Source organism: Streptomyces sp. NPDC043870 (assembly GCF_056435785.1).
Window position 1 is genome coordinate 42492 of record NZ_JBWKDT010000017.1, and the last position, 14319, is coordinate 56810.

Sequence of the window (14319 nt, forward strand, 5' to 3'; positions counted from 1 at the left end):
TGTGTACCCGGTACCGCGGGGTCGGCTTCGTGTGTACCCGGTACCGCGGGGTCGGCTTCGTGTGTACCCGGTACCGCAGGGTCGGCTTCGTGTGTACCCGGTACCGCCGGGTGCGCCCGCCTGTCCGTCCTCAATCGCCGGCGGGCTTGATGTGGGCCGGTACCGCGTGCTTGTGAGCGGGGGCGTCTCCGGACGCGGACGGCCTGATGTGGGTGACCGGGTCGCCAGGGGGCCCGGGGGAGACGATGATCCCCCTATGGACATCAGGCTCGCGTCGGCCACGGGGCGGTGGGTGGTCCTGACGACCGTCCTCGGGTCCGGCATGGCCATGCTCGACTCGACCGTCGTCAACGTGGCCCTGCCCCATATCGGCGACGACCTCGACGCCGACCTGGCCGTGCTGCAGTGGACCGTCAACGCGTACACGCTGACGCTCGCCGGGCTGATTCTGCTCGGTGGGGCGCTCGGGGACCGGTACGGGCGGCGGCGGGTGTTCGTCATCGGCGTCGTGTGGTTCGCGCTGGCCTCGCTGGCGTGCGGGCTGGCGCCCGACGCGGTCACGCTGATCATCGCGCGGGCCCTGCAAGGCGTCGGCGGGGCGCTGCTGACACCGGGGTCGCTGGCACTGATCCAGGCGAGCTTCCATCCGGACGACCGGGCGCGGGCCGTGGGCCTTTGGTCCGGATTCGGGGGCATCGGCGCGGCGATCGGGCCGTTCGTCGGCGGATGGCTGGTCGACGGCCCCGGCTGGCGCTGGGTGTTTCTGCTGAACGTGCCGTTGGCCGCGCTCTGCGTACCCGTGGCGCTGCGGCACGTTCCCGAATCGCGTGATCCGCACGCGCACGGCCGCTTCGACGTGCTCGGCGCGGTGCTCGGCGCGGTGAGCCTGGGGCTCGTGACGTATGCGCTGATCGATGTGTCGCTGTGGACCGGGCTCGCCGGCGTCGTCATCGGTGCCGCCTTCGTGGTCGTCGAGCGCCGCCGCCGCGACCCGATGGTGCCGCCGTCGATCTTCGCGTCCCGGCAGTTCACGTCCGTCAACGTGGTGACCTTGTGCGTGTACGCCGCGTTCAGCGGGTTCTTCTTCCTCGCCGCGCTGCAACTCCAGGTCGTTGCCGGCTATTCGGCCCTCGCCGCGGGCACCGCCTTCCTGCCCGCCACCGTGCTGATGCTGCTGCTCTCGGCGCGCTCGGGCGAACTCAGTGAGCGGATCGGCCCGCGCATCCCGCTCACCGTCGGCCCGCTGCTGTGCGCCGCCGGGGTGCTGCTGATGCTGCGGGTGGGCCCCGGCGCGTCGGTCGCCTCGTACGTCAGCGACGTGCTGCCCGCGATGCTGGTGCTCGGCCTCGGCATGGTGACCCTGGTGGCGCCGCTGACCGCGACCGTCCTGGCGTCCGTGGACACCGCGCAGGCCGGCATCGCCAGTGGCATCAACAACGCGGCGGCCCGCGCGGCGGGACTGCTCGCGGTGGCCGCGCTGCCGCTGCTCGCCGGGATGGGGCCGGAGGCGTACCGGATCCCGGAGGAGTTCGCGGCGACCTTCCGGCGGGCGATGCCGATCTGCGCGGGCCTGCTGGTGCTGGGCGCGGCGATCGCGTGGGCGACCGTACGGCGGCCGTCCCCGACCTGCCGGCACCCCGAGTGCAAGGTCCACTGCGGGGTGGGGGCTCCGCCGCTCGAACCGGCGGAGTCGGAGGGCGGGCCGGACGCGTCGGACGAGTCGGCTACGGGCGGTCGATCTGGTTGAAGATCCAGATGAGGTCGTCGCCCGCCGTCTGGTAGTGGAAGACCAGCCGTTTCCGCTGCTCCGCGGAGAGCTGGTCGTAGCGCCGGAAGAGCTCGCCGACCGTCATCGCCCTGCGGGTGCCGGGCGGGACGAACGGGGCCGTGACCGTGATGTGCGCGGCGTCCTCGACGCCCATGGTGTGGTACGTCCCGGTCGGCACCCACACGGCGTCCTCCGGCCCGTCGCCGTCACGGCACTCGAAGTGGCCCTCGCGCACGCCGAGGCTGATCGCATTGCCCTGGCCGCGGCCGCCGACCTGGAGATACGGGCCGTGGTCGGTGGCGCAGAGGTCGCCGTCGTACGGGAAACCGTCCGAGCCGCCCGCCGGGGCCTCCTGGGACGGCGGCGCCGGGGCGGTGGGGCGGCCGGGCTCCCCGCTGGAGCCACCCGACCCGGAGCCACCCGACCCGGAGCCACCCGAGCCGGTCCCGCCACTTCCCGAACCCCCGGTGCCTGAGCCCGATCCGGAGCCGTTCGGCGCGGACGGGCCCGGCGCGGCCCCGGACGGGCCGGGTGACGAAGGCCGGGACGCCGAGGGGGACGAAGACGGCGCCGCGGAACCGGTCACCGACGGCGAGGCCGGCGGTGAGAACGACGGGGGAAGGGAAGAACTCGCCACCGCGGGCGGCGAAGGCGGCACCGGCGCGCCCCGGTCCGGCCCGTGTCGCTCCCCGCAACCGGTGAGCACCGTCAGCGCCACCGCACCCATGAGCGCGAGAACCCGGCCCCGTCGCACAGAAACGCCCCGTCCCCCGCTCCCCGTTCACGGTCGTGAGGATGATGCCCGCCGTCCCGACGGCCCGCACCGACTCCTCTGATTCCACACCGACCTGTGACACTTGAACCCATGACCATCCACGAGAACCTGCTGGGGGGACCGCCCCCCACCCACCTGCCGGACGACCCGGAGCCGCGGGAGATGCTCGCGACCGGCACGGCGCCCGCCGATGTCGCCGCGAAGTACCCGACCTCCTCGCTGGCCTGGGCCCAGCTCGCCGACGACGCGTTCGAGGCCGGCCGCGTCGTCGAGTCGTACGCATACGCCCGGACGGGCTACCACCGTGGCCTCGACGCGCTGCGCCGCAGCGGCTGGAAGGGGCACGGTCCGGTGCCGTGGGAGCACGAGCCGAACCGCGGCTTCCTGCGCGCCCTGCACGCTCTCGCCCGCGCGGCGCAGGCGATCGGTGAGCAGGACGAGTACGAACGCTGCACGACGTTCCTGCGGGACTCGTCCCAGACGGCGGCGGACATGCTGAAGTGACGGATTCCTTTTCTGCGACGGGCGGGCACCCTTTCCGGTGCCCGCCCGTTGGCGTCATGTGCGTGCCATAAGATCTCGCACGAACCATCGAACAGGTCATCGAAAAGCTCGGGGGGAATGCGTGGGCAAGCGTTCAGCGGGCCGGAAACGACCCCGCTTACTCCTGCTCGGCGCCGCGCTGGTCGCCGTGTCCCTCGGCGCGGGTGCGGCCGTCGCCCACTGGGAGAGGACCGCCGCGGTTCCGCCGTCCGAGGCCCTGCCGCCCGCCGCCCCGGACCTGACGCCCGCTCCCCGGCCGACGCCCCCCGCGGGCCCGCCCGAGCCCACCGCCCGCCCTGGCAGCCCGTCCCGGGCCACCGGCGGCAGCAGCAGCGCCGGGGCGGCCCCCGACGCCTCGGCCAGGCCCTCCACCCCACCGCCGCGGAAGCCGGCGCCCCGCGCCGACGTGCCCGTATCGGGCGCCGGTACGTTCACCACCGCCCGGTCCTCCGGCAGCCCGGTCGGCTCGGGCCCGCTGCGCCGCTACCGGGTCGAGGTCGAGAACGGTATCGACGTGGTCCCCGGCGCGAGCGTCTCGGCGGCCGAGGCCGCAGCCGAGATCGAGCAGATCCTCGCCCACCCCCGCTCCTGGGCGGCGCACGGCCGAGGCTCCTTCCAGCTGGTCTCCGCCGGTGCCGAGGCCGATTTCGTCATCCGTATCGCCACCCCGGACACCGCCGACGAGCTCTGTCTCGCCGAGGGGCTGAACACCGGCGGCCAGCTGAACTGCGAGACCACCGACGGCGTCGTGGTCAATCTGCGGCGCTGGGTGCTCGGTTCGCCGACGTTCGCCGGGCCGCCCTCCGAGTACCGGCATCTGATCATCAACCACGAGGTCGGTCACGAGATCGGCATCCGGGACCACATGGGCTGCCCGGGCACGGGCGAGCCGGCCCCGGTGATGATGCAGCAGATCAAGGGCCTGAAGGGCTGCGTCTCCAATGCCTGGCCGTACGACAGTGACGGAAGCTACATCACAGGCCCTGCCATCCCCTGAACTGCGGATTATGATGCCCGCAGGGGACCGGAGCTCCGAGACCACCAACGGAAAGGGGCGGACCGCTACCCGGACACCCGTGTCAGGAGACAGCGATGTCGCAGTATCCCGATGCCTCCGGAGCCGGTTCGGTCACCCCGAATCTCGACTTCGCGGGCACTACCCCGTACGAGGACTATGTCCAGGCGGACGTCCTCACCCATCTCCAGCACCCCCTCTCCGACGATCCCGGAGAAATGGTCTTCCTGGTCACCACCCAGGTGATGGAGCTCTGGTTCACCGTCATCGTGCATGAGTGGGAGACCGCCTCCCAGGCTCTGCGCCGCGACGATCTGCCCGTCGCGATGGACGCCCTGAAGCGTTCCGTACGAGAGCTGGACGCGCTGAACGCCTCGTGGCGGCCGCTCGCGCAGCTCACCCCCATGCAGTTCAACGCGTACCGCAGCGCGCTCGGCGAGGGCTCCGGCTTCCAGTCCGCCATGTACCGGCGTATGGAGTTCCTGCTCGGCGAGAAGTCCGCGTCGATGCTGGTCCCGCACCGCGCCGCCCCGCGTGTCCACGCCGAGCTGGAGAAGGCCCTGCAGGAGCCGAGCCTCTACGACGAGGTGCTCAGGCTGCTCGCCCGCCGCGGGCTGCCCGTGCCGGACGCGGTCCTCGACCGTGATCCCTCGCAGCGCTACGAGCCGTCGCCCGAGGTCGAGGCCGTCTGGGCCGCCGTGTACGCCACCGACGACCAGGACAGCGAACTGGTACGGCTCGGCGAGGCGTTGACCGACGTCGGCGAACTGGTGTGGCGCTGGCGCAACGACCATCTCGTCGCCACCCGGCGGGCCATGGGCGCCAAGGCGGGCACCGGCGGCTCGGCGGGCGTCGCCTGGCTGGAGAAGCGGGCCGCCAAGAACGTGTTCCCCGAGCTGTGGACTGCGAGGAGCCATGTCTGACGTGTCGACGGACCTCGCGGAGAAGGCGGCGGCGCTGGACGCCGCGGACGAACTCGCCAAGCAGCGCGAGCTGTTCGCGCTCGACGAGGACACGGTGTACCTGGACGGGAACTCGCTCGGCGCGCTGCCGCGCCACGTCCCGGACCGGCTGGCCGACGTCATCACCCGGGAATGGGGCGAGCTGCGCATACGCTCCTGGGGCGAGAGCGGCTGGTGGACCGCGCCCGAGCGGATCGGCGACCGGATCGCGCCGCTCGTCGGCGCGGCACCCGGCCAGATCGTGGTCGGCGACTCGACCAGCGTCAACGTCTTCAAGGCGCTGGTCGCGGCGGTCCGTATGGCCCCGGACGACCGGGACGAGATCGTCGTCGACGCGACGACCTTTCCCACGGACGGGTACATCGCCGAGTCCGCGGCCCGGCTGACCGGCCGCCGTCTCGTGCCCGTCACCCCGGCGGAGCTGCCCGCCGCGCTCGGCCCCCGCACGGCCGTCGCGCTGGTCAACCACGTCGACTACCGCACCGGCCGGCTGCACGATCTGCCGGCGCTCACCGCGGCCGTGCACGAGGCGGGCGCCCTGGCCGTCTGGGACCTGTGCCACAGCGCGGGCGCGCTGCCCGTCGGGCTCGACGCGCACGGCGTGGACCTCGCGGTCGGCTGTACGTACAAGTACCTGAACGGAGGCCCGGGTTCACCGGCGTATCTGTACGTCGCCGAGCGCCACCAGGGCCGGTTCGACTCGCCGCTGCCCGGCTGGAACTCGCACGCGGACCCGTTCGCCATGACTTCTGGGTTCTCGGCGGCGGACGGGGCTCTTCGGGGCCGGGTCGGTACGCCCGACATCCTGTCGATGCTGGCACTGGAGGCGGCCCTGGACGTGTGGGACGGGGTCGCGGTGGAGAAGGTACGGGCCAAGTCGCTCGCCCTCACCGACTTCTTCCTGGAGTGCGTGCATGCGTACGTACCGGACGGGAGGGTCAGCCCGCTCACGCCGGCGGCACACGCCGAACGGGGCAGTCAGGTGGCGCTGTCCTGCCCGGACGCGCCCGCCGTCATGGAGGCCCTGATCGCGCGTGGAGTGGTCGGCGATCTGCGCCGCCCCGACGTGCTGCGGTTCGGGTTCACTCCGCTGTATGTCGGATTCGCGGACACCGAGCGCGCGGCACGCATCCTCGCGGACGTGCTCGCGGAGGTTCCTGCCTCGCCGCGCGGCTGATCGCAGGGGGCCAGGGCCAGGGGCCTGTCCAGTGGATCTTGCATTGGATCCGAGCCGCATGACGCGGCTCGCTGATCCAGCCTGATCCACCGGGCAGACCCCAGGCCCTGTCCAGCGGATCGGGCCGGACCGGGCCTGGTACCGTCCCCGCTGGTCAGGCCAATTCGGCCCCCTCACCGAAAGGTTGGAGCAGCATGCCGGACTCCGCCGCCGCCCGCGACGCTGCCGAGGAAGCCTCGGCCCTGTCGCATCCGGCCGTTGCCCCTGACGCCTCGGCCTCGTACGGCGAACACCCCGACCAGGTCGTCGACTTCTACGCGCCGCGCGGCGGCCGGGACCGGGCGCCGCTCGTGGTGGTGCTGCACGGCGGGGCGTGGCGGGCGCCGTACGACCGGCAGCACATCACCCCGTTCGCGGACTTCCTGGCGCGGCGCGGTTTCGCCGTGGCCAATGTGGAGTACCGCAGGGGCAGCTCGCTGCCCCAGCGGCGGGACGGTGGCGATGCGGGCAGCGAGGGCGGTGGTGCGGTCGCGGGCCGCTGGCCGGAGACGTTCGACGACGTAGCCGCCGCGCTCGACGCGCTGCCCGAGCTGACCCGTACGGCGCTGCCGCAGGCCGACCCGAGCCGGATGGTCGTCACCGGCCACTCGGCGGGCGGACACCTCGCGCTCTGGGCGGCCGCCCGGCATGTCCTGCCCGCAGACGCGCCGTGGCGGCTGCCGGCACCACCGCTGCTGCGCGGTGTCGTCGCGCTCGCCCCGATCGCGGATCTCGGCCGGGCGGCCGAGATGTCCGTGTGCGACGGCGCGGTGTACCAGCTCCTCGGCGGGGAGCAGGGGTACGAGGAGCGGGCAGGGCACGCGGACCCGGCGCTGCTGCTGCCGACCGGTATCGCGACGACCGTCGTCCAGGGCCGGGAGGACACCGTCGTCCCACAGGCCGTCGCCGAGGCGTACGTCGACGCGGCGGCGAAGGCGGGCGAGACGGTCGGGCTCACGCTGCTGGAGGACGTCGGCCACTTCCCGCTGATCGATCCGGCGGCGGACGCGTGCGCGGTGGTGGCGGAGGAGATCGCCCAGCTCGCCTGGTGAGACGCCCGAGGCTCCGCCCCGGCCCGGTCCGGGAACGCACGGAGCCTTGCGGACAGAAGCTGACCGCAAAGCTCTCTACGGTCGTCCCCATGACGAACACCCAGAAGGTCCTTGTCACCGGAGCCACCGGAACCGTCGGCCGCCAGGTCGTCGCCGAGCTGCTCGACCGCGGCCACGCGGTCCGCGCCCTCACCCGGGACGCCGCCAAGGCCGCGTTCCCCGACGGCGTGGAGGTCTTCCAGGGCGACCTCACCGACCCCGCGACCCTGGTCCCCGCCCTGGAAGGGGTCACCGGCCTGCATCTGATCACCTTCGGCGGGGCGTATTTCGCCCCGCTGGAGACCGGCCCCCGCGTCCTGGAGCTGGCCCGCGCGGCCGGCGTGCGCAGGACCACCGTGCTGCACGGGGGCGGCCCGTCCCTGCTGGAGGACGCCGTACGCGCGGACGACGGCCTGGACTGGACGGTGCTCATGCCGGTCGAGTTCATGAGCAACGCCCTGGAGTGGGTGGACGGAATCCGGAGCAGGGGCGAGGTCCGCGAGCCGTTCACCGCGCGGCTGAGCGCCATGGTCCATGAAGGCGACATCGGCGCCGTCGCCGCGGTCGCGCTCACCGAGGAGGGCCACGGAGGCCGGGAGTACGTGATCACCGGCCCCGAACTGCTCACCGTGGGCGACAAGGTCGCGGCGATAGCGGCCGCCCGGGGCGAGGACGTCGCGCTCGTCGAGCTGACCGAGGAGGAGGCCGTCGCGCAGTGGCGGGCGGGGGGCCATCCGGAGGACGTGATCGGCTTCCTGTTGGAGGCGTACGGGAACACGCCGGAGGTGGGCCGCACCGTCGTCGACACCGTGGAGAAGGTCACGGGACGCCCAGCGCGTACGTTCGCGAAGTGGGCGGCCGACCACGCGGCCGCGTTCCGGGCCTGAGCAGGGACGATCCACGCAGGCCCGCGTAGTACCTGGGACGGACGCGGAAGGATCCGCATCACAGGTGACGACCGCGTCCGCCGCCCCCCGTACCGTGGCTCGCGTGACCGATACGCAGACCACGCAGCGCATGCCGCGGACCGACGACCAGAGCCGCAGCCCGGAGATCCGCCTGGTCATGGGCGCGATCCAGGGCCTGCGCGAAGACCTCACCCACGACGTGCTCGCCTACCGGCCGCTGCCGCCGCTCGACCGGAACGGCTTCCTGATACGGCGGCTGCCGGGCCGGCTGCGTGACTGGGCGACCTGGACCCGGCACGCCCTCGTGGTGTTCGGCGCGCTCGTCGTCCTCTTCGTCGCCGCCAACGTGGCCGCGGTCGACGGCGACGAGATCGTGTTCATGCTGGTCGCCTTCGTGCCGGCGCTCGCGGTTCTGCTCACGCTCGTCAGGCCGGTGGCGGCGTTCTGGCTGTCCCTGCTCTCCGCGCCGTTCGTCGGGCTGACGGAGGGGGATTTCTGGCCCTTCTCGCCGACCTCCTTCGTCGCCCACCTCATCGTCCTCACCGTCGTCGCCGCCCGGACCCGGCCGCGCACCGCCGCCTGGATGTGGGTCCTGACCGCGGGGTGCGGGCTCTTCGGCGACAGCGTCGTCCACGGCGGGTTCGGTTCGAACACCGCGCCGCTGCTGTTCATCTCCGCGCTGTCCCTGCTCGTGGTTGCCGTGCGGCACATCCGCCGCGAGGCGCGCGAGGAGGTCGCCGTCCAGCAGAGCGTGACCGCAGTCGAGCGCGACCGGCGCACCCTGCTGGAGGAGCGCACCACCATCGCCCGCGAGCTGCACGACGTGGTCGCCCACCACATGTCGGTGGTCGCGATCCAGGCGGAGGCCGCGCCGTACCGGGTGGAGAACCCGCCGCCGGAGCTGGAGCAGGCCTTCGCCACGATCCGCGAGAACGCGGTGGCGGCGCTCACCGAACTGCGCCGTGTCCTCGGTGTCGTACGGGCGGAGGACTACGAGGCGCCCGACGCGCCGCAGCCGACGCTCGCCGACCTCGACGGGCTGATCGGCAACGTCCGCGACACCGGCCTCGACGTCGAACTCGCGGTCACGGGCGCGGCGCGCGAACTGCCTCAGGGTGTCGAGCTGTCGGCGTACCGGATCATCCAGGAGGCCCTGAGCAACGCACTGCGCCACGCGCCCGGCGCGCCCGCGAAGGTGGAAGTGTCGTACGTCCTCGGCGGTCTCGGCCTGCGGATCGTCAACGGCCCGGCGCGCGGGCTCGTGAATCCCGCCCGTCACCCGGCCGCCACCCCTCAACGAGGGCTTCGCCCGCCCCTCTCGATGGGCGCCGGTCACGGGATCACCGGCATGCGCGAGCGTGTGACCATGCTGAACGGCGAGATGACCGCCGAGCCGACGGAGGACGGCGGGTACGAGGTCGCCGTGTTCCTCCCCGTTGCGAAGGACGAGACCGCATGACCATCCGGGTCCTGATCGTCGACGACCAGATGATGGTCCGCGAGGGCTTCTCCGTCCTGCTGAACGCCATGCCCGACATCGAGGTCGTCGGCGAGGCGGTCAACGGCCGGGAGGCGATCGCGCAGGTCACCGCTCTCAACCCGGACGTCGTCCTGATGGACATCCGGATGCCCGAGCTCAACGGCATCGAGGCGACCCGCGAGATCGTCGCGGCCGACGCCGACGCGAAGGTGCTGGTCCTGACGACCTTCGACCTCGACGAGTACGTGTACCAGGCGCTGCGCGCCGGGGCCTCCGGCTTCCTCCTCAAGGACGCGTCGGCGCGACAGCTCGCCGACGGGGTACGCGTGGTGGCGGCGGGCGAGGCGCTTCTCGCACCGACGGTCACACGCCGTCTGATCACCGAGTTCTCCCGTATCTCCACCGCCCCGCGGCCCCCGGCACTGGCGCAGATCGGCGATCTGACCGAGCGCGAGACGGAGGTCCTGGTCCTCATCGCGCAGGGCTTGTCGAACGCGGAGATCGCCTCCCACCTCGTCGTCGCCGAGTCCACGATCAAGACGCACGTCAGCCGCATCCTGGTGAAGCTGGGGCTGCGGGACCGCACGCAGGCGGCGGTGTTCGCGTACGAGGCGAGGCTGGTCACGCCGGGGTAGCCGGGCTAGCGTCCGCACATGGCCGAACTCTTCCAGCCCTGGTCGCCCGCCTTCGTCGCCGACCCCTACCCCGCGTACGCGGAGCTGCGTGCCCGGGGCCGGGTGCACTGGTTCGAGCCGACGCGGCAGTGGCTGGTGCCGCACCATGCCGACGTGTCGGCGCTGCTGCGGGACCGCCGTCTGGGCCGTACCTATCTGCACCGCTTCACGCACGAGGAGTTCGGGCGGAGGCCCCCGCCGGCCGCGCACGAGCCGTTCCACACGCTCAATGACAACGGCCTGCTCGATCTCGAGGCGCCGGACCACACCCGGATCCGGCGGCTGGTGACGAAGGCCTTCACGCCGCGTACGGTCGAGGCGCTCGCGCCGACCGTGCGGCGGCTCGCGGCCGGGCTGGTGGGCGAGCTGGTGAAGGCGGGCGGTGGCGATCTGCTCGCGGACGTCGCCGAGCCACTGCCGGTGGCCGTCATCGCGGAGATGCTGGGGATTCCGGAGGCGGACCGGGGGCTGCTGCGGCCCTGGTCGGCGGACATCTGCGGGATGTACGAGCTGAACCCGTCGGAGGAGACCGCGGCGCGGGCCGTCCGCTCGTCGCTCGAATTCTCCGCGTATCTCAGGGAGTTGATCGCCGACCGGCGCAAGGCTCCGGGCGAGGACCTGATCTCCGCCCTGATCGCCGCGTACGAGGAGGGCGACAGGCTCAGCGAACAGGAGATGATCTCCACGTGTGTGCTGCTGCTGAACGCCGGCCATGAGGCGACCGTCAACACCACCGCGAACGGCTGGTGGACGCTGTTGCGCCACCCCGAGCAGCTCGCCGCCCTCCGTGCCGACCACACGATGCTGTCCACAGCTGTGGAGGAACTGATGCGGTACGACACCCCGCTGCAGATGTTCGAGCGCTGGGTCCTCGACGACATCGAGATCGGCGGCACCGTCGTCCCGCGCGGCTCGGAACTGGCCCTCCTCTTCGGCTCCGCCAACCGCGACCCGGCCCGCTTCGAGCGCGCCGACGAGCTGGACCTGTCCCGCCCCGACAACCCGCACATCACCTTCGGCGCGGGCATCCACTACTGCCTGGGTGCTCCGCTCGCCCGCATCGAACTGGCGGCGTCTTTCGGTGAGTTGCTGCGCGAGGCACCGACGATGCGGTTGGCGGCGGAGCCGCAGTGGAGGCCGGGGTACGTGATCCGGGGGGTGCGGGAGCTGCGCGTGGAGCTGTGACCGGGGCGCCGTCCCGGCCCCCGCGCAGGCCCCCGCGCCGGGCCCCGTCGGGCCGCCCCCCGTGGTCAGGTCGTCAGGTCCCGGCGCCGCAGGCCCGCCAGGCCCGCCGTCACCAGGGCGGCGGCCAGCGCCGTCAGCACGAGCACCGGCGCCCAGCGCATCTCAGGACCCGGCAGCGACGGCAGGTGCTCGAACGGCGACAGGTTCAGCACCGCCTGCGGCAGATCCAGCGCCGGGCCGATCCACCCGAGCCCCAGAGAGAGGCCCGCCACCGCCCACGCGATCACCACCGCCTTCGGGAAGGCGCCGTGCAGCAGCACCGCGACACCTCCCAGCGTCCAGATCGCCGGGAGTTGCACCAGGCAGGCGCCCAGGACCGGGCCGAGGTCCTGCCCGTACCCGATGGCCAGACCCGCACCGGCGAGCAGCATCATCAGCGCCGCCCCGCCGAAGGCGATGAGCAGATGGCCCACCGCCCACCGCACGCGTCCCACCGCGGCGGCCAGCAGCGGCTCGGCGCGCTGCCCGGTCTCCTCGCCGTGCAGCCGCAGCACCGACTGCACGATGTACAGCGCGGTCACCATGCCGAGCATGCCGACCATGCCCGCGAGGAAGGCGTTGGTGAGTCCCGACTGCCCGCCCATCCGCTCGACGATCTCGCGGGTCCGCTCGGAGCCGCCGACCAGTTCGGTCGCGCCCTCGGTCATCGCGCCGAACATGACGCCGGTGGCCAGCAGGCCGATGCCCCAGCCGAGCACGCTGCCGCGCTGCAGCCGCCAGGCAAGGCCGCCGGCCGTGGCGATGCGCCCGGCGGCGGGACCCGGTCGGGTCGGCAGGAAGCTCATGCCGATGTCCCGCCGCCCGGCCAGGCTGAACGCCACGGCGCCCTGCGCCACGACCGCCCCGGCGAACAGCAGCAGGATCCACCAGCGTTCGTCGGCGAAGGAGCGCAGGTTCTCGGCCCAGCCGATCGGCGACAGCCAGGTCAGCACGGACGAGCCGTCGTTGGTCCCGGCGTCGCCCGCGGCCCGCAGCACGAAAGCGAACCCGAGCACGGCCCCGGTCAGGCCCTTGGCCAGCCGCGCGCTCTCGGTGAGCTGCGCGACGATCCCTGCCATGGTGGCGAAGAGCATGCCGGCGCCACCGACGGCGAGCCCGAGCGCCAGCGCGCCGGCTCCGCCCTCACCCCGCAGACCGGCCGCGATGACCAGTGCCAGCGCCGCGTCGGCGATGAGCGCGGTGAGCAGTGCCGCGGTCAGGGGGGCGCGTCGCCCCACCACCGCCGAGGACAGGAGCTCCTGGCGCCCCGTCTCCTCCTCCTCGCGGGTGTGCCGGATCACGACGATCAGGCTCATGATGCCGGCCAGCAGCGCGCCGAAGGTGACGTAGCGCCAGGCGACGATGCCGCCGACCGAGTCGCTGAAAGCCGGACCGTACACCGCGCGCAGCGAGCCGTTGCCGGCCATGGTGCTGACGACATCGGCCCGGTCGGCGGCGGTGGCGTAGAGGGTCTTGAGGGAACTCGGGGCGCCGGCGATCACGCCGCCGGTCACGAGCACCCAGACGGGCAGCATGATCCGGTCGCGGCGCAGCGCGAGCCGCAGGAGCGCCCCCGTGCCGGCCAGCGGTCGTGAGCCGCCGGTCCGCCGGGTGAACGCCGCGGTCTGTGCGACGGCGGTCATCGTGACATCGCCTCTTCCGCCTCTTCCGCGTCTTCCGCGCGTACGTCGTCCTGGTAGTGGCGGAGGAACAGCTCCTCCAGGGTCGGCGGGGTACTGGTCAGCGACCGCACGCCCGACTCGGACAGCGTCTTCAGGACTGCGTCCAGCTTGTCCGTGTCGACCTGGAGCCTGACGCGCTTGCCCTGACCCCTCTCAATTGTCTGAATGGCCAGGTCGTGCACACCGGGCAGCTGGGTGAGGCCGTTGGGTGGGCCCGCGAGCTCGGCGGTCACGCTCGTACGGGTGAGATGGCGCAGATCGGCGAGCGAGCCGGTCTCCACGGTGACGCCCCTGCGGATGATGCTGACCCGGTCGCACAGCGCCTCGACCTCGCTCAGCACATGGCTGGAGAGCAGGACGGTCCGGCCGCGGTCGCGCTCCTCGGCGACGCACTGCTGGAAGACCTCCTCCATCAGCGGGTCGAGTCCGCTCGTCGGCTCGTCGAGGATGAGCAGCCGGACGTCGGACGCGAAGGCGGCGACCAGGGCGACCTTCTGCCGGTTGCCCTTGGAGTACGTACGTCCCTTCTTGGTGGGGTCCAGCTCGAACCGCTCGATCAGCCGGTTCCGCCGCTGTTTGTCCAGGCCTCCGCGGAGCCGGCCGTAGAGGTCGATGACCTCGCCGCCGGAGAGATTGCGCCAGAGGGTCACGTCGCCGGGGACGTAAGCGATCTGCCGGTGCAGTTCGACCGCGTCCTTCCAGGGATCCTTGCCGAGCACCTGGGCGGCGCCGGAGTCGGCGCGCAGCAGGCCCAGCAGGACCCGGATGGCGGTGGACTTCCCGGCGCCGTTGGGGCCGAGGAAGCCGTGGACCTCACCGGTCTCGACCGCGAGGTCGAGGCCGTCCAGCGCGTGGGTACGCCCGAACGACTTGTGCAGTCCGGCGACCGTGATTGCCTTCGTCATGGTTCAGAACGTACGCTAGCTTCACAAATTTGTGAAGTTAAGGAAGCATATAAACTCGGGACAGGGTCGTGAGCAG

The 14319-nt window shown here is 72.5% G+C and carries 13 protein-coding genes; 10 read left to right on the forward strand and 3 right to left on the reverse strand.

What is annotated here, in order from left to right; all coding sequences use genetic code 11:
- Positions 1-256 precede the first annotated feature (256 nt).
- The gene (locus AC0699_RS21460; RefSeq protein ID WP_478662512.1) at positions 257-1747 is read left to right on the forward strand and encodes an MFS transporter; all 1491 of its coding nucleotides are present in this window, start codon (positions 257-259) and stop codon (positions 1745-1747) included.
- Here the strand turns inward: AC0699_RS21460 and AC0699_RS21465 are convergent.
- Complete coding sequence (locus AC0699_RS21465) at positions 1725-2354, reverse strand: hypothetical protein (RefSeq protein WP_478662514.1); 630 nt, start codon at positions 2352-2354, stop codon at positions 1725-1727. The genes AC0699_RS21460 and AC0699_RS21465 overlap by 23 nt on opposite strands.
- Before the next feature lie 279 nt (positions 2355-2633).
- Between AC0699_RS21465 and AC0699_RS21470 the strand changes: the two genes are divergently transcribed.
- The 9 genes from AC0699_RS21470 to AC0699_RS21510 all read left to right on the forward strand — a co-directional run bounded on the left by AC0699_RS21470 (position 2634) and on the right by AC0699_RS21510 (position 11617).
- Positions 2634-3047 (forward strand): DUF3151 domain-containing protein, encoded by a 414-nt coding sequence (locus tag AC0699_RS21470; RefSeq protein WP_478662516.1) that lies wholly within the window; start codon positions 2634-2636, stop codon positions 3045-3047.
- 121 nt (positions 3048-3168) lie between these two features.
- Positions 3169-4083 carry a DUF3152 domain-containing protein gene (locus AC0699_RS21475; protein ID WP_478662517.1) on the forward strand — a complete coding sequence of 305 codons (915 nt, stop codon included), beginning with the start codon at positions 3169-3171 and terminating at the stop codon, positions 4081-4083.
- Between the two features lie 95 nt (positions 4084-4178).
- On the forward strand, positions 4179-5024 hold the full coding sequence (locus AC0699_RS21480; RefSeq protein WP_478662519.1) for a tryptophan 2,3-dioxygenase: 846 nt from the start codon (positions 4179-4181) through the stop codon (positions 5022-5024).
- A complete protein-coding gene (kynU, locus tag AC0699_RS21485; RefSeq protein ID WP_478662521.1) occupies positions 5017-6240 on the forward strand; it encodes a kynureninase in 1224 nt (407 codons plus the stop codon). The genes AC0699_RS21480 and kynU overlap by 8 nt, the downstream gene beginning before the upstream one ends.
- Positions 6241-6434: 194 nt before the next feature.
- The gene (locus AC0699_RS21490) at positions 6435-7331 is read left to right on the forward strand and encodes an alpha/beta hydrolase family protein (RefSeq protein WP_478662524.1); all 897 of its coding nucleotides are present in this window, start codon (positions 6435-6437) and stop codon (positions 7329-7331) included.
- An 89-nt stretch (positions 7332-7420) separates the two neighbouring features.
- Positions 7421-8257, forward strand: a complete 837-nt coding sequence (locus AC0699_RS21495) for an NmrA family NAD(P)-binding protein (RefSeq protein WP_478662527.1) — start codon at positions 7421-7423, stop codon at positions 8255-8257.
- A gap of 94 nt (positions 8258-8351) precedes the next feature.
- Complete coding sequence (locus AC0699_RS21500; RefSeq protein ID WP_478662729.1) at positions 8352-9737, forward strand: sensor histidine kinase; 1386 nt, start codon at positions 8352-8354, stop codon at positions 9735-9737.
- Complete coding sequence (locus tag AC0699_RS21505; protein ID WP_478662529.1) at positions 9734-10393, forward strand: response regulator; 660 nt, start codon at positions 9734-9736, stop codon at positions 10391-10393. Before AC0699_RS21500 ends, AC0699_RS21505 begins: the two co-directional genes overlap by 4 nt.
- A gap of 18 nt (positions 10394-10411) precedes the next feature.
- Positions 10412-11617, forward strand: a complete 1206-nt coding sequence (locus AC0699_RS21510; RefSeq protein ID WP_478662531.1) for a cytochrome P450 — start codon at positions 10412-10414, stop codon at positions 11615-11617.
- A gap of 65 nt (positions 11618-11682) precedes the next feature.
- On the opposite strand, the gene AC0699_RS21515 is transcribed toward AC0699_RS21510, so the two are convergent.
- Positions 11683-13299 (reverse strand): ABC transporter permease, encoded by a 1617-nt coding sequence (locus AC0699_RS21515; protein ID WP_478662534.1) that lies wholly within the window; start codon positions 13297-13299, stop codon positions 11683-11685.
- Complete coding sequence (locus AC0699_RS21520; protein WP_478662536.1) at positions 13296-14243, reverse strand: ABC transporter ATP-binding protein; 948 nt, start codon at positions 14241-14243, stop codon at positions 13296-13298. The genes AC0699_RS21515 and AC0699_RS21520 overlap by 4 nt, the downstream gene beginning before the upstream one ends.
- Between the last annotated feature and the right edge of the window lie 76 nt (positions 14244-14319).

Coding starts and splice junctions, on each gene's coding strand:
- AC0699_RS21460 (WP_478662512.1), top strand. CDS start 257: ATGGACATCAGGCTCGCGTCGGCCACGGGGCGGTGGGTGGTCCTGACG.
- AC0699_RS21470 (WP_478662516.1), top strand. CDS start 2,634: ATGACCATCCACGAGAACCTGCTGGGGGGACCGCCCCCCACCCACCTG.
- AC0699_RS21480 (WP_478662519.1), top strand. CDS start 4,179: ATGTCGCAGTATCCCGATGCCTCCGGAGCCGGTTCGGTCACCCCGAAT.
- kynU (WP_478662521.1), top strand. CDS start 5,017: ATGTCTGACGTGTCGACGGACCTCGCGGAGAAGGCGGCGGCGCTGGAC.
- AC0699_RS21490 (WP_478662524.1), top strand. CDS start 6,435: ATGCCGGACTCCGCCGCCGCCCGCGACGCTGCCGAGGAAGCCTCGGCC.
- AC0699_RS21495 (WP_478662527.1), top strand. CDS start 7,421: ATGACGAACACCCAGAAGGTCCTTGTCACCGGAGCCACCGGAACCGTC.
- AC0699_RS21505 (WP_478662529.1), top strand. CDS start 9,734: ATGACCATCCGGGTCCTGATCGTCGACGACCAGATGATGGTCCGCGAG.
- AC0699_RS21510 (WP_478662531.1), top strand. CDS start 10,412: ATGGCCGAACTCTTCCAGCCCTGGTCGCCCGCCTTCGTCGCCGACCCC.
- AC0699_RS21515 (WP_478662534.1), bottom strand. CDS start 13,299: ATGACCGCCGTCGCACAGACCGCGGCGTTCACCCGGCGGACCGGCGGC.
- AC0699_RS21520 (WP_478662536.1), bottom strand. CDS start 14,243: ATGACGAAGGCAATCACGGTCGCCGGACTGCACAAGTCGTTCGGGCGT.